The following is a 26,378-nucleotide window of genomic DNA, read 5'->3' as shown; positions in this document are numbered from 1 at the left end:
ATGATTTTACGATGACGGCACGGATTTCTAAACTGCTCCGAATACAAGAGAACAAGCACGGAGACTGACATCGTGAATGCCCCGCTGAACCCCGCCTTGCTCGAAGCCCTGGCCAGCGCCAGCCTGGACGACAAGTACACCCTGGAGCAGGGCCGCGTCTACCTGAGCGGCGTGCAGGCCCTGGTCCGCCTGCCAATGCTGCAGAAGGCGCGCGACCGCGCCGCCGGCCTCAACACCGCCGGGTTTATCTCGGGCTATCGCGGCTCGCCGCTGGGCGGCGTGGACCAGGCGCTGTGGAAGGCCAAGCAGCACCTGGCGGCCAGCGACGTGGTGTTCCAGCCCGGCGTCAACGAAGACCTTGCCGCGACCGCGGTCTGGGGCAGCCAGCAGGTCAACCTGTTCCCCGGCGCCACGCGCGACGGCGTGTTCTCGATGTGGTATGGCAAGGGGCCGGGCGTGGACCGGTCCATCGACGTGCTGAAGCACGCCAATTCGGCCGGCTCGTCACGCCATGGCGGCGTGCTGCTGCTGGCCGGCGACGACCATGCCGCCAAGTCCTCCACCGTGGCGCACCAGTCGGAGCACGTGCTGCAGGCCGCCGGCATCCCGGTGTTGTACCCCGCCAATGTGCAGGAGTACCTCGACTACGGCCTGCATGGCTGGGCCATGAGCCGGTATTCCGGCCTGTGGGTGGCGATGAAGTGCGTCACCGACGTGGTGGAGTCGACCGCCTCGGTCGAGATCGATCCCGACCGCGTGCAGATCGCGCTGCCGGAGGATTTTGTCGTGCCGCAGGGCGGCCTCAATATCCGCTGGCCCGATTCCCCGCTGGAGCAGGAAGCGCGGCTGCTTGACCACAAGTGGTATGCGGCGCTGGCCTATGTGCGGGCCAACCGGCTCAATCGCGTCGTGCTCGATTCGCCGAACGCGCGCTTCGGCATCATGACCGCCGGCAAGGCGTATCTGGACGTGCGCCAGGCGCTCGCAGACCTCGGCCTGGACGATGACACCTGCGCCCGCATCGGCATCCGCGTCTACAAGGTGGGTTGCGTGTGGCCGCTGGAGGCGCACGGCGCCCGTGAGTTCGCCACCGGCCTGGAAGAGATCCTGGTGGTGGAAGAGAAGCGGCAGATCCTCGAATACGCGCTCAAGGAAGAGCTGTACAACTGGCGCGAGGATGTGCGGCCCAAGGTCTTCGGCAAGTTCGACCAGCGTGGCAACGATGGCGGCGAGTGGTCGGTGCCGCGTGGCAACTGGCTGCTGCCGGCGCACTATGAATTGTCGCCGGCGCTGATCGCCAAGGCCATCGCCCGCCGGCTGGAACGCTTCGACCTGCCGGAAGAGGTGCGCGCACGCATTGCCGCGCGCGTGGCGCTGATCGAGGCCAAGGAGCGCGAGGCCGCGCAGCCGCGCATCGCGGTGGAGCGCAAGCCCTGGTTCTGCTCAGGGTGCCCGCACAATACGTCCACGCGCGTGCCGGAAGGCTCGCGTGCGCTGGCCGGCATCGGGTGCCACTACATGACCCTGTGGATGGACCGCAATACCGACACCTTCAGCCAGATGGGCGGCGAGGGCGTGGCCTGGACCGGCCAGATGCATTTCACCGGGGACAAGCACGTGTTTGCCAATCTGGGCGACGGCACGTATTTCCACTCGGGGCTGCTGGCCATCCGCGCATCGATCGCGGCCAAGGCCAATATCACCTACAAGATCCTGTTCAATGACGCCGTGGCAATGACCGGCGGGCAGCCCATCGACGGCGTGCTGACGGTGCCGCAGATTGCGCACCAGGTGCTGGCCGAGGGCGCGAAGAAGCTGGTTGTCGTCACCGACGAGCCGCAGAAGTACGGCGACGGTACCATGCTGCCGTCCGGCGTGACCGTGTTCCACCGCGACCAGCTCGACGCCGTCCAGGTTGAGCTGCGCGATACCGCGGGCGTCACCATCCTGATCTACGATCAGACCTGCGCGACCGAGAAGCGCCGCCGCCGCAAGCGCGGCACCTATCCTGACCCGGCCAAGCGCGCCTTTATCAACGACGCGGTCTGCGAGGGCTGCGGCGATTGCTCGGCCAAGTCCAACTGCCTGTCGGTGGAGCCGCTGGAGACCGAACTCGGGACCAAGCGCAAGATCAACCAGTCGTCGTGCAACAAGGATTTCTCCTGCGTCAACGGCTTCTGCCCGAGCTTTGTCACCGCCGAGGGAGCGCAGGTGCGCAAGCCCGCGGCAGCGGGTGGCAAAGGCACCGGCGCCGACTTCGAGGCGCTGCCGCTGCCGCGGCTGCCGGCCCTGGAGCGGCCGTACGGCGTGCTGGTCACCGGCGTGGGCGGCACTGGCGTGGTCACCATCGGCGGGCTGCTGGGCATGGCATCGCACCTTGAACGCAAGGGCGTGACCGTGCTCGACATGGCTGGCCTGGCACAGAAGGGCGGGGCGGTGATCAGCCACGTGCAGATCGCACCGGGACCGGACGACCTGCATGCGACGCGTATCGCGACGGGTGAGGCGCGCCTGGTGATCGGGGGCGATGCCATTGTCTCGGCCTCGGCCGAAGTGCTGTCGAAGATCCGGCACGGACTGACCGCCGCCGTGGTCAACAGCGCCAACACGCCCACCGCGGAATTCATCAAGAATCCGAAGTGGAAGTTCCCCGGTGCCGGCGCCGAGCAGGACCTGCGCGCCAGCGTGGGCGATGCCTGCGCGTTCTTCGACGCCAGCGCATGGGCGGTGACCCTGCTGGCCGACGCCATCTACTCCAACCCGCTGTTGCTCGGCTTTGCCTGGCAGAAGGGCTGGATCCCGCTGCAGCGTGAAAGCCTGCTGCGCGCGATCGAACTCAATGGAGTGTCGATCGACAAGAACCGGCTGGCATTCGAATGGGGACGGTATCTCGCGCACCATGGCGAGGCGGCGGTCAAGGCGCTCTTACCGGGTGCTCCGGCGGCCCCGACCGCACAGGTCATGCCAATCCCGCAGACGCTCGACACCCTGATCCGCAAGCGCGAGACGATGTTGGCCGATTACCAGAACACCGCATACGCCGCCCGCTACCGCGAGGCTGTCGAGCGCATCCGCGCCGCGGAGCAGCAACTGGGCATCGACCGCAAGCTGCCGCTGACCGAGGCCGTGGCCCGCAATTTGGCCAAGCTGATGGCCTACAAGGACGAGTACGAGGTGGCGCGCCTCTACGCCGATCCCGCCTTCCTGGACAAGCTGCGCGCCCAGTTCGAAGGGGAGCCCGGCCGCGACTACCAGCTCAACTTCTGGCTGGCGCCGCCGCTGCTGGCCAAGACCGACAAGGGTGACGACAAGGGCCGCCTGGTCAAGCGCCGCTTCGGTCCGCGCACGATGACGGCATTCCGCTTGCTGGCGCGTCTGAAGGGTTTGCGTGGCACGGCGTTCGATGTGTTTGGCAAGACTGCCGAGCGGCGCGCCGAGCGGGCGCTGGTCAACGACTATCTGGCCATGGTCGACGAGTTCGCAGCGTCCCTGAGCGCGGACAACGTTGACGCCGCGCTGGCGCTTGCCGCGTTGCCAGAGGATATCCGGGGCTACGGCCACGTGAAGGAGGCCAGCATGGATGCGGCGGCAGTACGGCGGGTGGCGTTGCTGGCGCAGTATCGTGGCGCGGCCCGGCGGGCTGCGGCTTGAGGGGCGGCGTTCAACTTCCGCTAATCGTGTTGCTGAAGAGCCGTCACAGAAGCCCAGGCCGTACAACGGGGGATGAATGACATGGCGGGGTGTTCGTCAATGGTTAAGCAAAGCTGAGCGCGGGCCGGGGCCAGTCATGCACGGGTTGCAAGGGGGGGCAGTTCAACCAGCCTTGCGCATGGACTGCGCAAGTTCGCCATACCCCCGCGCCTCCAGGGTGTCGGCGGCACTGAGGCGATCCCGCAACTCCTTGTTCTGACTGAGCTTGACCTTGCCCACCAGCGAAGTGACGGCGATCTCGATGCCCACGATGTTGCGCAGCATGCTGTCGATGTACTCCGGCGCGGAGTCCCCCATCTTCCAGGGCTTGGATTCGGCCGCCTCGTGCCGCCGGGTCAGACGCGCAACCAGGCGGCGAACGAAGCGCTCGTCGTCATGCAGGGTGATGGTGCCGTGTGCGTGTACCACCTCGTAGTTCCAGGTCGGCACCTGGCGGTGCGCCTCATGCTTGCTCGGGTACCAGTTGGGCGAGATATAGGCCTCGGCGCCGCGGAAGACGACCATGACCGGCGAGCCCGTGGGGCAACGCTGCCAGAGTGGGTTCGCGCGGGCCACGTGGGCTGTGAGCACGCCGTGGGTTCCCTCGCCGGGGTCGAACTCGAACGGGATGTGGTCGGCATCCAGTCCGGCGCTGCCTTGCGTAACCAGCATCCCCAGCGGGTGCTCGCGGATGATGCGGCCCAGTTCCTCTGGCCGGCTTTCAGCAAAGTGAGCAGGAATGTACATGGTGGGGAATCGGAAGCAATGGAATGCTCGATACTCTCGCCGACAACTGGCACAATCGGAAGGTCCAGTTTTCATGATTATTTATGGACCAGTCACGCCAGCCAGCCGGTAACCATCCCGGAGCCACGGGCGCGGGACGCCGCATCTACGATCTTCTGCGCTCCCAGATCGCGGACGGCACACTGCCGCCGGGCGCCCGCGCGCCTTCCACACGAGCGCTGGCGTCCGAGTTGGGGGTATCGCGTACCACCGTCACCGCCGCCTACGAACAACTTGCGGCCGAGGGCTTCCTCGTCACGGCGGTGGGGCGGGTGGCCCGAATCGCCAGCCCGTTGGCGGCACCGGCACCAGCCGGGATGAGCGCAGGCCGGCGCGCCAGGTCCGCCCCAACCCTGTCCGAATTCGGGCGTCGCGTGGCGGGACTCGGCATGCCGGCACCGCTGCAAGCTGAGCCGGTTCGCTTCGACTTCCTGTATGGGGCGGTGGCATCCCGGGACTTTCCGACCCTGGCCTGGCGGCGTGCCTACCAGGCCGAACTGCTGCGTCAGCAAAACAGCCTGTCGTACGCCCAGCCCGAAGGTGAAGCTTCGCTGCGACGCGCCCTCCAGGGTTATTTGCGACGTGCCCGGGGACTGGCCTGCGAGGCCGAGCAGGTTCTGGTTGTACATGGCTCGCAGCAGGCCATCGACCTGTGCGCACGGCTGCTGCTGGATGCCGGCGATGCCTTTGCCTTCGAAGACCCTGGCTACCTGATGGCAAGGCGCTGCTTCGAAGCCACCGGCGCCAGGTGCCAGGCCACGCCAGTGGACGGGCATGGCCTGGATACCGCCAGCCTTCCCCGGGACGACCGTGTCCGCCTGGTGTACGTGACACCGTCGCACCAGTTCCCACTAGGGGGCGTGCTGCCGATCGGCCGGCGCCTGGACCTGCTGCAATGGGCGCAGCGCCACGACGCCTGGATCATCGAGGACGACTACGACGGGGAGTTCCGCTACGGCCAGCGCCCGATCGACACGCTGCGCTCGATCGACACCGACGGCCGCGTGATCTACGTCGGCACTTTCTCCAAGGCGCTGTCGCCGCAACTGCGGCTCGGCTACCTGGTGCTGCCGCCTGAGCTGGTGCCGGTGTTCCGGCAGACCAAGCGGCTGGCCGACCGCCATGCGCCCGTGCTGGAGCAGCGCGTGCTGGCAGCGCTGATCGAAAGCGGTGCCTACGAACGCCATGTGCGGCGCATGCGCCGGGAAAACGAGCGCCGGCGAGCGGCCTTGCTGGATGGCGTCGCACGTCACCTGCCAGGGGACGCCGAAGTCTGCGGTACCGCGGCGGGGCTGCATGTGGTGCTGTGGTTGCCGTCGCTGCGGCCCCGGGACGAGACAGCGCTGGTAGCCGCTGCGCGCAGCAAGGATGTGGGGGTCTACCCGGTATCACCGTTGTTTGCAGGGGCCCGGTCGCATGGACAGCGTCGAGCGGCTGGGTTGGTGCTGGGTTATGCGAGTTTGACGGTGGAGCAGATTCAGCGGGGGATGCAGATTTTAGGGGCGGTGGTTGCGGTGTTCGCTAACACCATCGGATGATGTTGGGCATCTGGGAATCAGTCTAGGTTCTCCGCAGGATGCCTGGTGGAATCGTCCGCTCGCCGACATGCGGGAGGCTTGCCGCCTCAGCTTCCACAACCAACCGCTAACCATCTACCTCGGGCCAGAGACATGAGCTACATGAATACGAAGGACGGCACGCGCATTTTCTACAGCCGATCCTCGTTGCGATCGAGGCGCCCCACGCTCACAGGGATGGCCACCTCAGCCCCGAATTTGAGGGCCTGGTTGAATGCACGGCCAGCGAGCGCCTGTCCTGAGATGCCTGTAGGAAAACCAAGATAATTCTCGATTCGCGCCGACGCGCCGGCTTGGCCGCCCATGGCGCGCTCGTCCAGATTCATCGCCAAGAGCCGGCGGCTTCGGGCAGTTCGGAGGTGGTCTGCGTGAACCAGAGCAGCGTCACGCGAGGCGAGTTTCGATCGGCAACCCGGATTTCAAGGTCCTGGTAACGGGCGTGCGCTCGGCAATTTCCGCCAGACGCGTTTTCTGGCTGTCCTCCAGGCCCTTGAATACAAGCGTCCGCACGATTCGCCGCTCGTCCGTCCCGACAAGCCGCAGGGAAACATCGAGCGACTCAAGGGCCCAGCCTTTGCGTTCGGCATACATTTTGAGCGTGATGGCGGTGCACGCTCCAAGGCTTGCAAGCAATAGATCGTAGGGGGCCGGTCCAGCCCCTTGCCCGCCGAGAGCGGGGGGTTCATCGGCCGTGATGGTATGGCCGCTTACGACGATGTCCGTGCGATAGGGCGTCGATCCAATCCGTGCGGTACCGTGTGTCATGGTTTCTGTCTCTTCTGCGCGACGATGTGAAATGCGGGATGAGCTGGTTTTCCTTGAGTATCTTCACAAGGCGTCTGATATACCAATCAACCTTTCGTATGGTCGGCCGCTCGATGCCCCCCCGGATCTGGGCACCCAGATCCCGCTCAATTTCCTCGCGACTCCAATCCCCTAAGACTGCGCTCATGATTCCGGGCCGTGGCCGTTCCTTTCATTTACGAATGACTGGTTCGCGCGTAGATCCCGGTAGTCTCGTTCGATCCCAAGAAATATCAAATTTTTTGAATGATATTTACAATTCAGGCCGGCTGTTTCCGCACTTTCCCTCGCTATAGTTCGTCACATGGACGGCACGACAACGCAACAGAGCGAACAAAGCGCCGCCATGCAAGAACTCAAAATAATTGAATAAATTTCATCGGAGAGAGCCCCATGTCGAACGCCAAGCTGGAAGTCCTGACCCCACGCAACAGCCAACTGATCATCATCGACCACCAGCCCCAGATGGCTTTTGGTGTGCAGTCGATGGACCGCCAGACCATGAAGAACAACGTCGTGGGCCTGGCCAAGGCAGCGAAGATCTTCGATGTGCCGACCACCATCACCACGGTCGAAAGCGATTCATTCTCCGGCTATACCTACCCCGAACTGCTCGACGTCTTCCCCGGCAAGCAAACGCTCGAACGCACCTCGATGAACTCCTGGGACGACCAGAAGGTGCGCGACGCGCTGGCCGCCAATGGCCGCAAGAAGATCGTCGTGGCCGGCCTGTGGACCGAGGTCTGCAACACTACCTTCGCGTTGTGCGCAATGCTTGAGGGCGACTACGAGATCTATATGGTGGCCGACGCATCGGGCGGCACGACCAAGGAAGCCCATGACTACGCCATGCAGCGCATGGTCCAGGCAGGCGTGGTGCCCGTGACCTGGCAACAGGTCATGCTGGAATGGCAACGCGACTGGAAGAACCGCGAGACGTACGACGATGTGATGGCCGTGGCCAAGGAGCACTCGGGCGCCTATGGCATGGGCGTCGACTACGCCTATACGATGGTCCACAAGGCCGCGCAACGCACCGCCACGAAGCACGAGTCGCTGGCGCCGGTCCATGCGCAGGTGATCGAGCGCTGATTCTGCATTCGCGGACTGGACGATCCACAGGACGTCCAGTCATTTCAGAGATCGGGCCAGCTGCCCACTTCAATCCTGGCTGACGATGAAGAGCATAATGAAAATTGCTGACAAGTGGGAGCTCACTGCATTTGCGTTTGCGAGCGGATTCTTGAGGCATGCCCATACGTCATCTTCTCTCGGCGTCCTCGCTGGGACACTAGCGGCAGTCGGATTGGTCGCAGAGAGCGGCTTGAAGCAAGATCGCGATCTCAAATGAACAGGAGAACTCCCATGTCCAAACTACCATTGCTCGAACCCGCCGATTGTGCATTGATCCTCGTTGATGAACAGGCAGGCCTTGCCTTCGCTGCGGGTTCTCAAGACCCCCAGATTCTGCGCAGTAATGGCCTTGCGGTCGCGAAGACGGCGGTCGCCTTTGACTTGCCGGTTGTGGTCTCCACTTCGGCCTCGAAGGTGTACAGCGGCCCATTGATGCCGGCTTTTCGGGAGGTGCTGCCGAACGTCACGCCGATTGAACGCCGCAACATGAATCTTTGGGAAGACGATGTGGTGCGCGACGCGATTACGGCTACCGGAAAGCGTACGCTGATCATCGCGGGCATGCTGACGGAGGCCTGCGTGAGCTTCCCGGTGCTTTCAGCGCTGTCCGAGGGATATCAAGTCTGCGTCGTTGCCGATGCTTGCGGTGGACTGACACCAGCAAGCCATGACCTTGCGTTGCGACGGATGGCTTCCGCTGGCGCGGTCATGACCTCCTGGCTCCAGCTCCTTCTCGAGTTCCAGAGGGACTGGACTCGTCATGACACATATGAGAAGGCTCGCTCGATCGTGGTTGAGCATGGTGGCGGCTATGGCACGGGCCTTGCATATGCGCGTGACATGATTAAACCGGCATGAAGAGGCCATTCGGCGTATGACGGCGTGATTCTCGTCGCCTGCCGGTTCAGTAAGGCCGCAGGCGGCTTCCAGGAAGGCTGTCCGTGAAATGTGCCTGCAAGCGGAACCCGCAGTGCAGCGCCACGTCGCCTTCAGTACGCAAACTGCAGGAACGCTACCGCGATCAGGACCAGGTTTATGGCGGCCAGCGCGAGCCAGCCGCACATCAGCCGCAGGCTTTCGTTCTCATCCATCACGTCCTCCGTAAGGTTCCGGGCCGCGCTGCGGCGATCCCATCGAGATCGGAGGTGCATGTCGGAGCCTCCCCAGGTTCGCACTGCCATTGTTGGGAATCGTAGGAGGCAGGGTGGGGTGGCAACAATCGTTCCGTGGTCGGAGCCCCGTCAGACCATGGTATGAGTGCGGCAGCCCGCGGCTGGCCGGCCGGGTACCTCGCGCGGGTGTGACGCTGTGTTGCCCATCATTCCATTTGGCAGACGCCGATCTGCTGCGCCATCAGCACGAGGTCGGCAAATGTGCCGTCCGCAGTGGCCGCATGCGCTATTTCACCAATCGGGACGCGCCGCTCAACGTCGATCACATGATGGCTTCGGCGGCGTTTCCGCCGGGGTTCCCCTCCGTGCAAATCGAGGGCGAGTCATATTGGGGTCGACGCCCGTGCCGTAGGCGCCGGAATGCTCCCTGACAACCTGCATGACGGCTTCATAGGTGTCGCGATGCGCCCAGTCGCGCTGCCATTCGAGCAGCACCTGCTGCCAGATCACGGGGTACCACGCCGGCCTGGACATGGGTTCATTGCATGAGCCGTAGATGCGATGGCGAATCGCGCGTGCCAGGCCAAGCGGATTGAGCGGCCGGTGCTTACCGGGCGCCTGCGCGCAATGCGCGTATCGCCGCCGGTGCGCCATGCAGGAACATGTCCACTTTCTGGCGGATAGCGGCTTCCATGTCGGTCGGCACCTTGAGTCCGTAGACCCATTTACGCATGCCAATATAGAAAATGGCCGCGTGCAGGCTCCAGATCATCTCGATCTCGGCCTCGGTCTCCGCGGCATTGCGCGGTGCTTCAATGCCGAATGCGTCCCGGACCTCGGCCATCACCGGCAGGAAGACCTTGCTGCGCAGCTTGCTGAGGTACTTGTTGTTGATGCCTTCATGGGTCAGGCCGGCAAAGATGAACAGCCGGATCCATTCTTCGCGGAGGATGACCGATGAGTAGTCGAGGTAAAAGGCATAGAGCCGCTCCGTCAGAGGCATCGAGCGGTCGGTGATCTGCCGGTCCCAGTCAGGGCGCCATTGGAAGACCTCGTTGTACACGCGCTCGATGAGTGCTTCCTTGCTCTCAAAATAGCGATAGAGCAGGGGTTGCGTGACACCGATCTGCCGGGCCAGCTCCCGGGTACTGCCACCAAAGCCATTCCGGGTGAAATGTTCGATCGCCTTGTCGACGATCTGCTGCTCGCGTTCTTCGGGCAGCAGCCGTCTGGTGCCTTTGACGGCGGCGTCCTCTTTGGCCGGTGCGGTGCCTGACTCCATGACGTTCTCTCTCGCGGTTGCGATGCGGATAATGTCCGGATTCTACCAATCGCCCGATAAATGAGAAGACGGGCGCCCGCAGAGCGTCTGCGTCGCCCGTTCCCGAAGGTGGATGCAAGCCAGGTGTCTAGCTGGCGGTCTTGCTGCCGATTCCCAGCTCACAAGCCACGCGCTGGTTCTGATACGCCGCGCGCTCCCACGCACCCCGCGCCGAACGGTCCGTCACCGAGAACACATAGATCCCGGCAAACGCTACCAGCATCGAAAACAGGGCCGGATACTCGTACGGATAGATCGCCGAGGCATGCCCCAGCACCTGCACCCAGACCGTCGGGCTCAGGATCGTGAGCACGACGGCAGTGATCAGCCCCATCATCCCGCCGAGCACCGCGCCGCGCGTGGTCAGCCCGCGCCAGTAGATCGACAGCAGCAGCACGGGGAAGTTGGAGCTGGCCGCGATCGAGAAGGTCAGGCTGACGATGAAGGCGATGGTCTGCTTCTCGAACAGGATGCCGAGCAGGATAGACAGCACGCCCAGCACCAGCGTGGTGATGCGCGAGACCCGCATCTCGTCCTTGTCGGAAGCCTTGCCCTGGCGAATCACCGTCGCGTACAGGTCGTGCGAGATGGCGGAAGAGCCCGCCAGGGTCAGCCCGGCGACGACGGCGAGGATGGTCGAGAAAGCCACGGCGCAGATAAAGCCGAGGAACACGTTGCCGCCAATCGCATGCGCAAGGTGCACGGCCACCATGTTGACTCCGCCGATCACGGCGCCGGTGCCGTTGTGGTAAAGCGGATCCTGCGCCACCAGCGCGATCGTGCCGAAGCCAATCACGATGATCATGGCGTAGCCTGCGCCGACGATGCCGGTGGCATAGAGCACGCTCTTGCGTGCGGCCTTGACATTGCTGACGGTAAAGAAGCGCATCAGGATGTGCGGCAGGCCAGCGGTGCCGAAGATCAGCGCCAGGCCCAGCGACACGGCCGAAACCGGATCGGAAACCAGGCCGCCGGGGCGCATGATCGCGTCGTGCTTGCCGTGCGCGGCGATGGCGTGCTCGAACAGGCTGTTCAGGCTGAAGCCGAAGTGGCTCATGACCATGAAGGCCATGAAGGCACAACCGGCCAGCAGCATGACCGCCTTGATGATCTGGATCCACGTGGTGGCCAGCATGCCGCCAAAGAACACGTACACGACCATCAGCACGCCGACCAGGACCACGGCCGATGTGTAGTTGAAGCCGAACAGGAGCTCCACCAGCTTGCCGGCACCGACCATCTGCGAGACCAGATACAGCAGCACGATCACGATCGAGCTCGATGCCGAGAAGCCCCGGATGGGACGTTGCCTGAGCCGGTATGACAGCACGTCTGCCAGCGTATAGCGCCCCAGGTTGCGCAGCGGCTCGGCGATCAGGAACAGGATGATCGGCCAGCTGGCCAGAAAGCCGATCGAGTAGATCAGGCCGTCGTAGCCGCTGGTGAAGACCAGTGCCGAAATGCCGAGCAGCGACGCTGCGGACATGTAGTCGCCGGCAATCGCCCAGCCATTCTGCATGGCCGTGATCTTGCCGCCGGCAGCGTAGTGGTCGGCCACACTGTGGTTGCGCTTGGCGGCCCAGCGTGTCACGCCGAGCGTGGCGGCGACGAACACCACGAACATGGCAATGGCGATCAGGTTCAGGCCCTGGCCGACCGGCGGCGTGGCGGCCAGGGCAGGGGTGGCCGCCACAAGGGAGGCGACCCCGGTCAGTACGCGCTTCATGGCTGTTCTCCCTTGCGGATCTCCGCAATCATCTTGTCATAGACGGTGTTGCTGCGATGCACATAGATGGCCACCAGTGCGAAGGTAAAGGCGAACATGCCGAACCCGATGGGTATGCCGATGCTCATTGGCTGGCCCGGCGTCAGGGGCAGGGCCAGCAGATCGGGGCGAAAGGCCAGGGTGAGGATGAAGCCGAAGTAGACCACCAGCATGGCGGCGGTGAGCGACCACGAGAAGCGACGGCGCATGCGTTGCAGGCGCTCGAAGCTTGGCTGGCTCAGCATCGGGTGTGGGACCACTGGCGGGTCGATCCCGGCAAGGCCGAGGTCTACTGGGCAGGGGGCGGCTTGGGGCATGATGTTGTCTCCGAATGGTTGTTTTCCGTGGGCCGGTCAGAACCGGCGAGACACCGCGGTCTCGCGCATGACCGCCTCGGGGGTGCGGTAGCGTTCGGCCATCTCGCGATCCTGTTCGCTTCTCAGCTGCGCCTGCATATAGGCGCCAAGATGGCGTGCGTGCTCGACAATTGCCTGGCCTACCTGGACGCGTTCGGTGCTGTACGCTTCAAGCGCCGCTTCGACGGACTGATGTCCGGCAAGCGCCCGGGCGATCGCCATGGCATCCCCCGCAGCCTTCGTGACGCCCATGCCGCAATGCGGGCGTGCGACAAAGGCGGCGTCGCCGAGCAGCGCGATCCGGCCGAAGGCCATGCGCGGAACGGTCAGATCGAAAATCGGCTGAAACAGCGGTTGGGCGGTTTTTGCGACGATTTCGGCGAACTGCGGTGCAAGCAGTTCCGTTGCGGCGGCTTCCATGTTGGCGAGCACGTCGAGACGGATCAGGCCGGGCGGGATGCCGTTGGCCCAATACTTGCCGGTGGCGTCAGTCAGCAGGTCGGGGAGTTCGTCGTCTTCGCGCGTGGCGCGATACCAGACGAAGTTGTAGCGCCGGTGGCCAGGCTCGGTGCGATTGCCATCCCCCGCCACCGGATAGCCGAGGATCTGCTCGCGAGGCGGCAGGCAGAAGGCGAACTTGTCGAAGATCGCCGCGTGCGTGGCGGATGAAACCTGCGCTTCATCGACCAGGCCGCGCCAGGCGATATATCCGGCGTACTCCAGGCCGACCGAAGGCAGCAACCGTTCGCGCACGCCCGACCGGAAGCCATCGGCGGCGATGACCAGATCGGCGCGGTGCGTCGAGCCGTCCTGGAGCGTGACGACCGCATGGTCGGCGTGCGAATCGACTGCGGTCACTGTGGCGCCGGTGCGGTAGGTACCGGTAAACGCCTTGCTTAGCACGTCATACATCTTTCCCCAGGCCGTCAGTGTCTGCGGCATCTCGCGATCGGATACTGTCGAGCCGTCGCGCGAGAGCGTCATCCGGGTGCTGACGTGCACGCCAATGCTGTCATCGACCACTACGCCTGCGGCGGCCAGCGCGTCGAACAGTTCCGGATGCGTGACGATGCCGGCACCGCGCCCGGTCAATGCTTCGGGCGTGCGCTCGAAGATCTCGACGTCCCAGCCATTGCGCCTGAGCAGGTTGGCGGCAAATAGCCCGCCGAGCGAGCCGCCCACGACGATCGCCTTTGATTGCTGATGCAGTATGGTTTTCATGCCATCACTCCGGTGCTTGCTTGCGCCCCGTTCGGCAGGTCCAGGCCTGCGACTTCGGTGGCGGGGTAATTGAGTTCGATCGTGACGCCCGAGGGGTCCTCGATGAATACCTGGTGGAGGCCCAGGCTCGGGACGGTGCGGTCGCGCCAGAGGATTCCCTCGGCACGCAGGGTTTCCCACATCTGCCGGACGCCGGTGGCCAAAAATGCGATGTGGTCGAGCGTCCCGGTGCCGGACGCGGGCAGGGACTTGTCGCCCAGGTAGGCAGACAGCCCCTCAGGGTTGTCGGGATCGACGCCGATGATGTGCACCGTTCCGTAGTCACGCTCGTCGTCGCCCATATAGAGCCAGGCGCCGGGAAAGTCGAATGGTGGCCGGTAACCACGCCGGAATCCCAGGATGCGTTCGTAGAACGCGCAGGACCGCTCCAGGTCGTTGGTGCGGATGGAAAAATGTGCAAGCTTGGTCAGTGCCATCGCTGCCTCCTTAAATTATCGATCGATCAGTGATCGGTTGATAAATAATAGGGCGGAAGCTTCGGCAGGCCAAGGGTGGCGAGGGGTGGTATTTACCCTGATTCAGGTTCTGGCGCCGCGGCCTTGGAAAGTGATGCAGCAGAAACAAGGGCGGCGTTGCGACGCTCCTGGCTGCACAGAGCAGCACGGCACGAGCAATGGCATCATCTGCCGGAACGCAATCGTGTCGAATGGACCATGTCGAACTTCAGCACTCCACAGCCACAGGCCAGCGCGGCCCCCGGGTTCTTTCGCGAGCATGAACTGTCCATCGGTCTGGTATTGCCGCTGCTCGGTGCCGGCCAGACGGTGGTGGACTATGCCGCGCAACTCGACCTGGCCCAGTGCGCGGACGCGGCCGGATTCCGTGCCCTGTGGGTACGTGACGTCCCGCTCAACAGTGCCGGCTATCCCGACCCTGTCGGCCATCTCGACCCGTGGGTGTTGCTGGGCGGACTCGCCGTGCGCACGCGGCGCGCCGCGCTGGTGAGCGGGGCTGTGGTCCTCACCCTGCGCCATCCGTTGCATATCGCCAAGGCGGCCATATCCGCGCATGAGCTTTCCGGCGGACGCTTCGTGCTTGGCATGGGCTCGGGCGACAGGCCACCGGAGTACGCCGCGTTCGGGCAGGACGGCAACGCGCGCCGAGACCTGTTCCGCGACCACTGGGAAGTCGTGAGCGCGGCGGTAGGCGTTCCGTCGCGTGTCATCGCCGATCGCGAGCCCGACGACGGGACCGAGTTCTACATGCTGCCGCGCCAGCGGACCGCGGTGCCGTTGCTAGCCGTTGGTTCTGCCGGGCAGAGCGTTGACTGGATTGCGCGACATGCCATCGGATGGATGACTTATCACCGGGATCCGGCAACCCAGCACGACCGCCACAGCATGTGGCGCGCAGCTTGCGATCGTGCGGCGCCGGGCAGCTTTCGTGCGTTTGGGGTGGCTGTGCGCCTGGAGTTGAGTGAGCGCGCATCGGAGCCGCCCACGGCGCTGAACCTTGGCTACAGGACGGGCGCGCAGCCTCTGGTGGCGATCCTCGAAGAGATGCGCGCCGCGGGAGTCCATCACGTGGCCTTCAACATCACGGACTCGCGGCGGCCAGTGCCGGAAGTGCTCGACGAACTCGCCGCGACGGTCCTGCCCGCCTTTCATGCGAATGACCCCGGGTGATTGTGCCCGGGCATTGACCGGATGACGCCCTTATCAGGGCGCCGCAAGCCGGTTTGCGGGCATAATGTGCCGTCCGACACAGACCACCAGCCGGAAGCAGGGACACGCTCCTGAGCGCCGCATCCGCGTGGTCATGGGCACGATCCGGGGGAACCAAGGGTTACGGCAAAGATGGACAAGCTGCTTGCATTGAAGATGTTCGTGGAAACCGTGGATGCGAAGGGATTCTCTGCCGCGGCGCGACGCCTGGATCTGGCCACTTCGTCGGTCACCCGCGCGCTCGACGGCCTCGAGACTTCGCTTGGGGCGGTCCTGCTGAATCGCTCGACACGGCTCATCACCGTCACGGAAGCCGGGGCAACCTACTATCAGCAGGCCCGCAAGATCCTGGATGCAGTGGAAGAAGCCGACGCGTTGATCGCGGATCGGGGGGAGGTGCCGGTCGGGCAACTGCGGGTGTCATTGCCGGTGGCTTTCGGGCGCCGCTGCATCGCCCCCTATCTCGGCAACTGGCTCGCGAAGTATCCCCAACTAGAGGTCGAAGTCACGCTGACCGACGACATCGTCGACCTGATCGGCGAGCGCATCGACCTTTCCGTGCGGCTGGGCAGCCCTGCGTCCTATGACAACGTCGTAGCGCGGGAGATCGGCCGCTTCTGCCGTCGCGTGGTTGCCAGCCCGGCTTATCTGGACAGCCAGGGCATCCCTGCCGATCCGGTTGAGCTGGTCAATCATCAATGCCTGCGATTCCGCTACGGCGCGCGGGACCAGATATGGACCTTTCGCCAGGCCGAGAACGAGACAACGGTTCCGGTCAGCGGTCGTTTCCGCAGCAACAACGCCGAGGTATTGCGTGATATCGCGCTGGCGGGCGGAGGCATAGGCCTGTTGCCCGACTGGCTTGTCGACGACGATATCGACAGTGGCCGGTTGACGGCGTTGTTTGACACATGGTCAGTCAATCCTGATCAGGCAAGCTCCGCTATCTCAGCGCTGTACCTGCCGAACCAGCGCGGCTCGCGGCGGATCGCGGCGTTCCTGGACTTCCTGGCCACGCTGCCGGGGCCAACACGGCGCCAGGACTGACCCTCTGGCGGCGGATACGGGCGATGAACCACCCGCACCGCCGCCATGCCGACGTCTGCCAGTTCACTGCGCTGCCTGCGCCAGCAGGTCTGCGAGCGCCTTGCGGAAGAGCTCGATCGCATCATGGGCATCCGGCAGTCCTGATTCGCGCGAGCGTGATCGCGATCCGCTCAAGGTTTCTCGCGACAGACTGCAGGCATCGATCGTCGAAGAACTCGCCAACCGCTTCCAGCCCGGTGTCCAGCGAAAGCGTCCAGGCGCAAGGGGCAAGGGCGCACCATTGCCGGGCGTCATGACTCATGATGCCCGGCGCGGTGCGCCCCAGGGAACAATGCCACGGCGGTCCGGGCAATCCAACCTCCGCACTCAGGCGAGCGCAGGATAGTCCGTGTAGCCCATTGCCGTGCCGCCGAAGAACGTGGCCGGATCCGGCGTATTGAGCGCAGCCGAGGTCTTGAGGCGGTGCGGCAGATCGGGATTGGCGATGAACGGCCGTCCGAACGCGATCATGTCGGCGCGCCCGTCCGCAATCGCCTTCTCCGCGGACGCGCCATCGTAGCCGCCCGCCAGCATCAGCACGCCGCGGTACTCGGCGCGCATTGTGTGGATCATGCGGTCCCAGCGCGGGTCGGCCACTTCGTCCTTGACCGTGCCGACCATCGCCGGCTCCACCAGGTGCAGATAGGCCAGCGGCCAGGCATCGAGGCTGCGTGCGATGTGGCCGAAGGTGGCTTCGGGCGTGGCATCGCCCATCCCCATGAAGCGGCCCATCGGCGTGAGCCGTACGCCCACGCGTCCTGCGCCGATCTCCGCCGTCACGGCATCCACCACTTCCAGCAGCAAGCGCGCGCGGTTCTCGATACTGCCGCCGTAGGTGTCGGCGCGGTGGTTGCTTTCGGAGTTGATGAACTGGTCCAGCAGGTAGCCATTGCCCGCATGGATCTCCACGCCGTCCATGCCCGCTTCCATGGCATTGCGCGCCGCCTGGCGGTAGTCGTGCACGATCTCTGCGATGCCCTCGGCAGTCAGTGCCTGCGGCGTTGGGATCTCGCTCCACACGCCGTTGCCTTCGGCGTCGGCGATAAAGGTCTTGCCGGGCACGGGCAGCGCGCTGGGCGCTACCGGCAGCGCGCCGCCGGGCTGGAATGACGGGTGCGATACACGGCCTACATGCCACAGTTGCAGGAAGATCCGGCCGCCTTCGGCATGCACGGCGTCGGCCACGGCACGCCAGCCTTCGATCTGCTCGGCGGTGTGGATGCCGGGTGTCCAGGCGTAGCCCTGGCCCTGCTGGGAGATCTGAGTGGCCTCGGTGATGATCAGTGCCGCCGACGCACGCTGCCGGTAGTACTCCACGTTCATGGCGCTGGGCACGTTGCCTGGCTGGGCCGCGCGCGAACGCGTCAGCGGCGCCATGGCGACCCGATGGTTCAGATGCAAGGGCCCGATCGTGATGGGCGTAAATAGCTTGGATGTCATGATAAAAACTCCTGTTGACGGATATGGATGGGGAGCGCGGGTTCAGCGTCGCGAAGCGAGTACCAAAGCCACCAGCGAGACCAGGGCAAGACCGCTGCCGACAGCGACGATGCCGGACCAGCCGACGTGCGTGTAGAGCGCGCTGGCCAGTGCGGATCCCACCGCGCCGCCGGCAAAGATTGCGGTCATGTACAGCGCGTTCAGGCGTGCGCGGCTGGCGGCATCCAGTGCATAGATCGCGCGCTGGCCCAGCACCATGTTCATTTGCACGGCAAAGTCGAGCACGATGCCGGTCAGTGCGAGCAGATACAGGCCGAACGAACCGCCGACCAGCCCGGGGGTAAAGCTGAGCGCCGCCGCGATCATCGCAACATATGAGGCAATGCGCGTGCGGCCTGCGTCTGCCAGGCGGCCGGCGATCGGCGCAGCCACCGCGCCCAGTGCGCCGACCAGGGCAAAGATGCCGATCTGCGATTGCGACAGGCCATAGTGGCCGGCCAGTTCCAGCGGTGCGGCAGTCCAGAACAGGCTGAACGCGGCAAACAGCAGCGCCTGGTACAGCGAGCGCTGGCGCAGCACCGGGTAGCGCGTGAACAGATGCCACAGCGAGGTCAGCAGGCTGCCATAGGTGGCGCGATGCTCCGGCACGCGGCGGGGCAGCGTGGTGGCAATGATCGCCACCGTGGCCAGCGTCATCGCGGCGGCGATGTAGAACACTGCGCGCCAGCCGAAGTACTGCGCCAGCATGCTCGACAGCGGCCGCGACAGCAGGATGCCCGAGAGCAGGCCGCCCATGATCGTGCCGACGGTACGGCCACGCAGCGCTTCGGGCGCCAGGTGCGCCGCCAGCGGAATCAGGATCTGCACGCTGACCGAGCTCAGGCCCAGCAGCAGCGAGACCAGCAGGAACAGGCCGGGCTGCGACGAGACGGCGGCGCCCACGAGGCTGATCGCGGCGGCCGCGCCGCTGATCATCAGCAGGCGCCGGTTCTCGTGCAGGTCGGCCAGCGGCACCAGGAAGAACAGGCCGACGGCATAGCCGATCTGGGTCAGCGACACGATCACGCTGGCGCTTTGGGCGGACAGGCCCACGGCCGGCGCGATCAGCTCGATGATCGGCTGGGCGTAGTAGAGGTTGGCGACCAGTACGCCGGCGCACAGGGAGAACAGTGCGACCAGCGCGGCGGACATTGGCGCGGCTGCATGGCCGGTGCTGCTGGCGGTGGGAGAGAGGGTGGTTTTCATGGCTGCGGGTGTCGGGTTGGAATGGTCAAAGCTTAGGTGCGGGAAAGCGCAATTTGAATCACAACGGCAAGCAAGTCAGCGTTGCGTGGCGCGCAACGTGCCGCCATGCGGGGAGTGCTGCGGAGTGCGGCAGTCTCCACGACGGGGGCTGATTTCCGGCAGGGGCCACGTCCATGATCCGGCGGCCTAGCGCGATGCCCCAGCGCACCAGGCGCCGGTCCGCCGGCAGTTGATCGCGTTCCCAGTGCAGCAGTGCGGCGTCGATATCGGTGGGGTGGCTCTGCAGCGCGCGCGCCAGCGTCAGTGCATTGGCGGCAGCCTTACCGGCGCCCGCGCCGGTGTGCGGTCGCGCCACGAAGGCCGCATCGCCCAGTAACAGCACGCGGCCGAATACCATCTGCGGCGCTTCGTAGTCGTGAATCAACTGAAGGAACGGGTTGGGTGTCGCGGTGACCAGGCCAGCCAGCGCCGGCGCCAGCGCATTGAGCGCGGCAACCTTCAGCGCGCGGATCTCGATGTCCTGCATCGCGCCTGGCGGCAGTGAGTGGAGTGAACAGCGTACGTTCGGGCAGCACATCGCGCCACGCGGCATAGCCGGCATAGGCGGGCACCTCGCCGGGGAGCAACTGGGCGCGCACGGCCGAGACCGGACCGTCGGCGCCGATCAGCAGGTCGCCTTGCTCGGTGCGGCCGGAAGCAAAGTGTGCAGTGACACGGTTGCCGTCCTGCTCGAATCCGGCAAACGTCTCGCCCGCATGAAGCATCAGGACGTCGATGTGGCGCCGCATGCGCTGGTACAGACCGTTCCACGCCATCTGCGTCTGTGGCATATACACGCGTCGGAACGTGCCATCGCTGTCGATGAAGATGCGGTCGCGCGACGGCACGCCAAAATCGTCGCCATGCGGCACGCCGGCAAAGTCCAGTGCTTCGAGCACGCCGGGCTGCAGCACCAGCCCGCCGCCACGGCTGTCCAGTTCCTGGGGCGAGCGTTCGAAGAGCTTCATGGTACGGGCCTCCCGTGAATTCGCGCTCTTGCTGATGAAAAGCGTAGGAGGCTCGGCGGTGTGCCGACAATTGGCGGGTGGTGGGTGCCCCGTCAGACCTTGGTATGAGTGGGATGCGCGAGGCGGCACTCGTGTCCGCCAGGGGGCACACCGTGCATCCCGGGAACGGCGACACGCCGCGGAGATCCTGCCCCTGGCCCTGCAGGGCCAGACGCCCTAGACCCCGCCGTGGATCGGTATGGTGAACGCGAACATGCTGCCGCACGGAACCAGCGGTACGGCACGCAGTTGCCCTTTGTGGCCTTCAATGATCGACCGGCAGATCGACAGCCCCATGCCCATGCCGTTGGCCTTGGTCGTGTAGAACGGCTGGAAGACCTGTTCAAGCAGGTTTCCGCCAATTCCCACGCCGGTGTCGGCCACGCTTAGCTCCAGCGCGGTGCCATCGACGATGCGCGTGGCGATATGCATCACGCGCGGGCGGTCGTTCCCCTCGCTCATCGCCTCCATGGCATTCACCACAAGGTTCAGGATCACCTGCTGGAGCTGGATACAGTCGCCGAACACCGTGGGCTGTTCGGCATGCAGCGCCAGCTCGATCGTAATGTGGCGGCGTTCGATCTCGCTGCGCGAAATGACCAGGATATGCCGCACCGCCTCGTGGAGATCCACCGGCGCCAGCACGGGCGCGGCATTGCGCGTCAGCGACTGCAGGCCGCGGATCATGTCGCCGGCACGCTGGCCTTCGCTGGCAATGGCCTCCAGGCTTTCGCGGGCGTTGGCAAGATCCGGGTTGGGGCGGGTCAGCCAGCGCAGGCCGGCGCCGGCGTTCGAGACGATCGACATCAGCGGCTGGTTGATCTCGTGCGCGATCGATGCGGTAAGCTGTCCGACCGTGTTGGTACGCGCCACGCGCGCCAGGTCGGCCTGTGCGCTGCGCACTGCGTCCTCCGCCTGCCGGCGCGTAGTGATATCGGTGACTGTCCCGACATACTCGAGCGTGCCGTCTTCCGCGGGCAAGGGCTCGCCCACGACTGCCAGATGGCGTATGGAGCCGTCGGTGCGGACGATCCGATGCTCGACGCGGATCGGCAGCCACTGTTCGACATGGGTTTCCACCACCTTGCGTATCGCAGCCCTGTCTTCGGGATGCATGCGCGCGACGAAGTCCTCGAACGCGATCTCGCACTGCGCAGGGTCGAGTTCAAAGATGCGCCGTAGCTCTTCCGAGCAATAGAAACGATCCTGGCGCAAGTCCCAGCGCCAGCTTCCGGTGTGGCTCACGCGCTCGCCCATGACCAGCATGGCCTCGCTGGTGCGCAGTTCACGCTCCACATTTTTCCGCCGTTCGTTCTCGGCAAGCAGGTCGTCATAGAGACGCGCAGTGTGCAGCGAAATCGCGGCTTGTGCGGCGATCAGTTCCAGCAGGTGCGCCTGATCCAGCGTAAAGGCGTCGCGGACCAGGCGGTTTTCCAGGTAGAGCGCGCCGATCACTTCGTGATGGCGCAGCATCGGAATGCAGATGGCCGAGCATTCGGGGTGTGCCAGAAGGTAGGGATCCATGGCGGACGGGCTGGCGGACCGGGCCGCCCCCACCATGGCCACCTGGCCCGAGCGGACGGCGGTGTGGAACATCGACAGCGGCAGCGCGTCCGCCGCCACCCTGTCCTGCACCAGATGCACGCGTATGCCCTCCGCCGAGGTGTCGGCGCGCGCCTCCACCAGTGGCCCTTCGGGCTGGATGCGTATCAGCAACCCACGCTGGGCGGTCGCATATTCCAGCGCAATCGTCATCAGCTTGTCGATCAGGCGCTCCAGCCGGATTTCTTCGGTCAACGCCCGCGATGCCTTGATCACGCTTTCCGCGTCCACCGACTGCTGGCCGTCGCCCAGGTACCAGGCGCGCGGCGGCGCCGCGTCGACAAGATCGGGATGCTGCGCCTCCATCTGCGCGACCTTGCCCGTGGCGCCCCAGCGCAGGTAGTGATCGCGGGCGGCACGGCGATGTGCCCTTGCCGCCGACGCCAGTCCCAGTGTGGTGCAGTGCCTTGCGGCCCGTTCGTGCGCCATCGCGGCGATCTGCACGAATCCTTGTGTGGTCGCTTGCGCGATCGCCGCTTCGTAGCGCGCCATCGCGCCCAGTGCGTCGCCTTCCAGCCTGGCCAGCTCCGCCTCCACCAGCAGCGCCTTGTCGGTGAACATCGCCGGATTGGCATCGGCGAAGGCGCGGATCTGGCGTGCATCGGCACGCAGCGTCTGCCATGCCGCCGGGTCCGGTGAGCCGGGCAGGGAGGCGATGGTCAGCGCGCGGTACAGGTGAAAGTCGAGCTGATGGATGTGGCCCGGTGCGGACCATGCAAAGCGGGCTGCCTGGTCCAGGCACCGTGCTGCCAACTCAGGCTGATCCGCGAGAAACAGGATCGTGGCGCGATAGAGCCAGTGCCAGAACTCGAACGTCGAAAGGCGTTCGCCGGCAGAACCGTGCGCGGCATCGAAATCGAGCGCAAGGGCGTCCCCGAATGGAAATCCGGTGGTGCGCAAGCCATCGACATAGCGCAGCTGCAGCAGCAGGATCAGCTCGACGTCATGAAAGCTGGCACGGCGTACCACTTCCAGTCCGCGCCCGATCTCGGCGCGGATTTCGTCCAGCCGGTCCCCGCGAACCATCATGGTGGCCACGATATGGCAGCACTCGTAGCATGCGGTGGTCAGGTCGCCGTGGGCCATGCCCGCGGCAAGGCCCGCGCGGGCGCACTCGATCGAGTACGACAGCGGCTGCGTCCATACGCTGAGCTGATCCAGCGGCAGAAGCGTGCGGGCTTCATAGGCGGCGTAGCCGTGGTGCGTCACCAGTCGACGGGCCATCTCCCCGTAGCGGAAGCCGTCGGCATAGGCGCCGTAGCGGTGGCAGACCATGACGCCCAGCCAGGCCAGTGACGCGGTGGAGGGGGCCGCCATGCCGTGGGCGAGCGTGAGCCGAAGCATCTCGCAATGCCCCAGGAACGCAAGGTTCTCGTCCGTGAAGCTGGCGGGTACGAGCAGCGCCGACAGCAGACTCATCGCGGCCTCGGTCTCCGCATCGCGAACCTCGGCCAGCGCGATCAACTCGGGCAGCTTGTCGGGAGCCAGTAGCGGCCGGATCGTGTCGTACAACGCATCGCATGCCGCTGCGCCTGGGTGCGGGCTCAGCTCGATGCCGATCGGACGCAGGCTGGCGATTGCGGTCTCCACGGCGAGCGTGTTCTCCGAGCGGCGTGTATGCATCTCGATCTTGAGCCGGTAGACGCCGGCTTGCTGCAGCAGGCCCGCCGGCTGGCGGATCAGTTCGGTGGCCAGCGTCAGCGCATCATCCAGCCGTCCGAGCTGGAACCAGCAGGTCGCCTGTTGCTCCAGCAAGGCAAAGTGCAGTGGCTGACTTGCATCCGAATGTGTGGTGGCCTTGCGCACGAAGGCCATGCCGCTTTCCACATAGCCCAGTGCCGCACCATAGGCCGCCGCGCGCCGGGCGCGCATTGCGGCGGTGTGGAACAGCCAGGCCACGTCGAGCGCTTCCTCCGGCGTCGTGACCAGCGCTTCGGCCTGCGCCAGCAGGCCGCTGGCACGGAACAGTACGTCGTCGCGCACCTCGTCGCTGACATCGTCGCGCACGCGGGCAGCCAGCAGCCGGCCGGCGCGCAGGCAGATGTCGGCTTGGTCGCCGGCAGCCAGTCCGGCGTGCGCGGCTTCCTGGACGCGGTCGTGCACAAAGGCATAGGCGCCGTCTTGCGCCAGCGATACCACGCCGGCCGCCCGGGCCGGTGACAGCCGGGCGTGCAGCGCACGCTCGCTGATGCCGAAGGTCCCGCATAGCAGCGACATTTCGGCGCGGCGGCCCAGGCATGCCATGCCGCCCAGCAGACGGCGGGTTGGCCCGGGCAGGCGGCGCAGGCGCTGCAGCACCAGCGCCGCCACATTGTCCGTATGGGCATGCTGCGCGACGCGCGCCAGATCGTACTGCCAGCCATCGGCATCGGACGAATAGACGAGCAGCCGGTCATCGACCAGCGTCGTCAGGAACTGGATCACGAAGAAAGGGTTGCCGAGGGTCTTGTCATGCACAAGACGGGCCAGGGGCAGCAGGGCCCGCGCCGGCATACGCAACGTCTCCGCCAGCAGGTTGGCCACGGTTGCCTCGGAAAATCCATGCAGCACCACGTCGTGCACCGGCACGCTTTGCCGCAGGCATTTCAGCGCATCGGCCCCCGGGGTTCGTGTGCTGCAAACCAGCAGCAGCGGCGGCGGCGGGGCAGGGTGGCGCACCAGCCGCGCGAGCAGTTGCCAGGACGGTGCGTCGAGCCACTGGCAATCGTCGATCAGCAGCACGAACGGGATATCTGACTGCGAGAATGCGCTCACCAGCTGGCGCATCGCGATATCGACATGGACATCGGCGTCGGCGTCTTCCGAAGCGGAGAGGGGCGGGAAATCGTCAACCAGGAGCCGCAGCGCCGGTGCGATGCTGCACGCCAGCTCACCGTAGGCGCCCAGGGCCTGCATCAGGCGCACTTGCCAGGCGCGTACGTCTTCCTCGGGCAGGCCAAGGATCTGGTGGACCAGCCCCTGGAATGCCTCGGCGATCGGCGCGTATGGCACATCCTGGCGAAACTGGTCGGCCTTGCCCATGGCACACCATACCCGCTGTGGCCGGAGGGACTTGACGAACGCCTGCATCAGCGCGGATTTGCCGATTCCTGACGGGCCTGTCAGCGCCACGGCCGTAGAGGATTTGCCGGTGATCACGCGGCTAAACGCCGCGGATAGCTGGTGCAACGCGGCATCCCGCGCAAACAGGCCTTCGGGAAGGTCGAGGCCAGCAGGCTGATCACGCTCGCCGGGCTCGAAAGGGGCGATGTCGCCGGTCTCCCGCCACGCTGCCATGCAGCGCCTGAGGTCGCACTCCAGCCCGGCGGCCGACTGGTAGCGGCGGCTCGGGTTCTTGTCGAGCAGCTTGAGAATGATTCGGGAGAGGGGTTCCGGAATCTCTGGCACGATCTTGTGGAGCGGCACTGGCGCACTGGCCACATGGCTGTGGATCCATTCAGCCAGGTCACCCGGGTTCCTGGCCGCGAGCGGCAACTGCCCGCTCAGCAACTGATAGAGGACCACGCCAAGCGAGTACAGATCGCTGCGGGCATCGATGGCATGGCGGGTGCGGCCGGTATGCTCGGGTGACATGTAGGCCGGGGCTTCGCCACCCATCATCATCGCCGCGGGCCGCTCACGGCTTGCGTCGTTGTGGCCATTCGCGCCGGACTGGCGCACGGCAAAGCCGAAATCGCCGATGCGGCAGTGTCCCGCCGCATCGACGAACAGGCTGAATGGGGTCACCGCGCGGTGGACCAGACCGCTCTCGTGCGTGGATTTCAGCGCGGCGGTGGCGCCGAGCGCGATTTCCAGTACGCGTTCCACCGGTTGGCGCGCTGGCAGCAGTGTGGCCAATGGGTCGCCGCAACGATCGTCATAAAGCGAGGCCACGCCGCCGCGATAGTGGCTGATGCCGCGCGGAACCAGCGCCCAGTCATCGCGCAGCAGCGCACGCAATGCGTATTCGTTCCGGACGCGGTGCGCAGCATCGGCTTCCACCTGGCTTGATGCCGCATGTGCTATCAGCACAGTCGCGCCAGTGGCTGCATGAATGCCGCGCGAGAATGCGACGATGCCATCCTGATGGATCGTTTCGAAGTGATAGTCGGATAACGCTATGGCGTCTGGCTGGCCGATATTGTCGGTCATCATGGTGCGGCGCTGAGGCCAATCGGGCAGGTAGCGCTCAAGGGCGCGAAATCGTCCACTGCCCGCCTGGACAGCATAGGCCCGTCGGAGTTGGCTTCATATGATACTGCGGTATTGCCGTCGCCAGCCGCCACCTGATATTCCCGGTCGCGCGCATTGGAGCACAGCTCTCGCAGGCTTGCCACCCATACCATCGTATTAGGGCCTGAACAGGCCCTAAGAACCCGTTTCATAATGAAAAAGGGGACGCGTTCAAGCCAGGCGCGGCGCAGGCTAGGCGCGGGCCGCCGGCCTTGGTGATTCCAAGGTCAAGGCCCGTAACAACGCATGCGCCGCGC

18 protein-coding genes and 3 pseudogenes are annotated in these 26,378 nt (G+C 65.2%); 6 read left to right on the top strand and 15 right to left on the bottom strand.

The annotated features are described in order from the left end of the window. Positions 1-72 precede the first annotated feature (72 nt). Entirely contained in the window at positions 73-3,651 is a 3,579-nt protein-coding gene (locus ACW4E8_RS00105; RefSeq protein ID WP_456802658.1) for an indolepyruvate ferredoxin oxidoreductase family protein, read from the top strand. Between the two features lie 162 nt (positions 3,652-3,813). Here the strand turns inward: ACW4E8_RS00105 and ACW4E8_RS00100 are convergent, their stop codons facing one another. Continuing rightward, positions 3,814-4,437: an FMN-binding negative transcriptional regulator gene (locus tag ACW4E8_RS00100; protein WP_456802657.1), complete on the bottom strand. Its 624-nt coding sequence runs from the start codon at positions 4,435-4,437 to the stop codon at positions 3,814-3,816. 83 nt (positions 4,438-4,520) lie between these two features. On the opposite strand from ACW4E8_RS00100, the gene pdxR reads away from it, so the two are divergent. Further along, positions 4,521-6,014: a MocR-like pyridoxine biosynthesis transcription factor PdxR gene (gene pdxR, locus ACW4E8_RS00095; RefSeq protein ID WP_456802656.1), complete on the top strand. Its 1,494-nt coding sequence runs from the start codon at positions 4,521-4,523 to the stop codon at positions 6,012-6,014. 182 nt (positions 6,015-6,196) lie between these two features. Here pdxR and ACW4E8_RS00090 read toward each other — a convergent pair. After that, a pseudogene (locus ACW4E8_RS00090) lies at positions 6,197-6,373 on the bottom strand (thioredoxin reductase); the annotation flags it as partial. Between the two features lie 64 nt (positions 6,374-6,437). Then, positions 6,438-6,818 carry an OsmC family protein gene (locus tag ACW4E8_RS00085; RefSeq protein ID WP_456802655.1) on the bottom strand — a complete coding sequence of 127 codons (381 nt, stop codon included), beginning with the start codon at positions 6,816-6,818 and terminating at the stop codon, positions 6,438-6,440. A 432-nt stretch (positions 6,819-7,250) separates the two neighbouring features. Here ACW4E8_RS00085 and ACW4E8_RS00080 point away from each other — a divergent pair, with 432 nt between their 5' ends. Both ACW4E8_RS00080 and ACW4E8_RS00075 read left to right on the top strand, forming a co-directional pair. Beyond that, complete coding sequence (locus ACW4E8_RS00080; RefSeq protein ID WP_456802654.1) at positions 7,251-7,949, top strand: hydrolase; 699 nt, start codon at positions 7,251-7,253, stop codon at positions 7,947-7,949. 273 nt (positions 7,950-8,222) lie between these two features. Next, positions 8,223-8,849, top strand: coding sequence for a hydrolase (locus ACW4E8_RS00075; RefSeq protein ID WP_456802653.1), 627 nt, complete (start codon positions 8,223-8,225; stop codon positions 8,847-8,849). A 566-nt stretch (positions 8,850-9,415) separates the two neighbouring features. On the opposite strand, the pseudogene ACW4E8_RS00070 reads toward ACW4E8_RS00075, so the two are convergent. From ACW4E8_RS00070 to ACW4E8_RS00045, 6 genes and pseudogenes are all read right to left on the bottom strand, one after another. Next, a pseudogene (locus ACW4E8_RS00070) lies at positions 9,416-9,616 on the bottom strand (hydrolase); the annotation flags it as partial. Positions 9,617-9,710: 94 nt separating this feature from the next. Further along, positions 9,711-10,385: a TetR/AcrR family transcriptional regulator gene (locus tag ACW4E8_RS00065; protein WP_456802652.1), complete on the bottom strand. Its 675-nt coding sequence runs from the start codon at positions 10,383-10,385 to the stop codon at positions 9,711-9,713. Positions 10,386-10,512: 127 nt separating this feature from the next. Beyond that, positions 10,513-12,150: a cation acetate symporter gene (locus ACW4E8_RS00060; RefSeq protein ID WP_456802651.1), complete on the bottom strand. Its 1,638-nt coding sequence runs from the start codon at positions 12,148-12,150 to the stop codon at positions 10,513-10,515. Continuing rightward, a complete protein-coding gene (locus ACW4E8_RS00055; RefSeq protein WP_456802650.1) occupies positions 12,147-12,506 on the bottom strand; it encodes a DUF485 domain-containing protein in 360 nt (119 codons plus the stop codon). The genes ACW4E8_RS00060 and ACW4E8_RS00055 overlap by 4 nt, the downstream gene beginning before the upstream one ends. Positions 12,507-12,542: 36 nt before the next feature. After that, complete coding sequence (locus tag ACW4E8_RS00050) at positions 12,543-13,766, bottom strand: FAD binding domain-containing protein (RefSeq protein WP_456802649.1); 1,224 nt, start codon at positions 13,764-13,766, stop codon at positions 12,543-12,545. Next, complete coding sequence (locus ACW4E8_RS00045) at positions 13,763-14,242, bottom strand: VOC family protein (protein ID WP_456802648.1); 480 nt, start codon at positions 14,240-14,242, stop codon at positions 13,763-13,765. The genes ACW4E8_RS00050 and ACW4E8_RS00045 overlap by 4 nt, the downstream gene beginning before the upstream one ends. A 237-nt stretch (positions 14,243-14,479) precedes the next feature. Between ACW4E8_RS00045 and ACW4E8_RS00040 the strand changes: the two genes are divergently transcribed. After that, complete coding sequence (locus ACW4E8_RS00040) at positions 14,480-15,451, top strand: TIGR03571 family LLM class oxidoreductase (RefSeq protein ID WP_456802647.1); 972 nt, start codon at positions 14,480-14,482, stop codon at positions 15,449-15,451. Positions 15,452-15,622: 171 nt separating this feature from the next. After that, positions 15,623-16,537, top strand: coding sequence for a LysR family transcriptional regulator (locus tag ACW4E8_RS00035; protein ID WP_456802646.1), 915 nt, complete (start codon positions 15,623-15,625; stop codon positions 16,535-16,537). Positions 16,538-16,600: 63 nt separating this feature from the next. On the opposite strand, the gene ACW4E8_RS00030 is transcribed toward ACW4E8_RS00035, so the two are convergent. The 6 genes and pseudogenes from ACW4E8_RS00030 to ACW4E8_RS00005 form a co-directional block, all read right to left on the bottom strand. Then, positions 16,601-16,831 carry a hypothetical protein gene (locus ACW4E8_RS00030; protein ID WP_456802645.1) on the bottom strand — a complete coding sequence of 77 codons (231 nt, stop codon included), beginning with the start codon at positions 16,829-16,831 and terminating at the stop codon, positions 16,601-16,603. A gap of 72 nt (positions 16,832-16,903) precedes the next feature. After that, positions 16,904-18,016, bottom strand: a complete 1,113-nt coding sequence (locus tag ACW4E8_RS00025) for an alkene reductase (protein ID WP_456802644.1) — start codon at positions 18,014-18,016, stop codon at positions 16,904-16,906. Positions 18,017-18,058: 42 nt separating this feature from the next. Further along, positions 18,059-19,261, bottom strand: coding sequence for an MFS transporter (locus ACW4E8_RS00020; RefSeq protein ID WP_202281585.1), 1,203 nt, complete (start codon positions 19,259-19,261; stop codon positions 18,059-18,061). 58 nt (positions 19,262-19,319) lie between these two features. Beyond that, positions 19,320-19,787, bottom strand: a complete 468-nt coding sequence (locus ACW4E8_RS00015) for an FAD-dependent monooxygenase (protein WP_456802643.1) — start codon at positions 19,785-19,787, stop codon at positions 19,320-19,322. Positions 19,788-19,887: 100 nt separating this feature from the next. Beyond that, positions 19,888-20,076: pseudogene (locus ACW4E8_RS00010) on the bottom strand (hypothetical protein); the annotation flags it as partial. A gap of 408 nt (positions 20,077-20,484) precedes the next feature. Beyond that, on the bottom strand, positions 20,485-26,043 hold the full coding sequence (locus tag ACW4E8_RS00005) for a trifunctional serine/threonine-protein kinase/ATP-binding protein/sensor histidine kinase (protein WP_456802642.1): 5,559 nt from the start codon (positions 26,041-26,043) through the stop codon (positions 20,485-20,487). Positions 26,044-26,378 lie beyond the last annotated feature (335 nt).

It is taken from the genome of Cupriavidus sp. CP313, from assembly GCF_054072015.1.
Note: the sequence above shows the minus strand (reverse complement) of the source record. Positions and strands in the feature narration are given on the sequence as shown.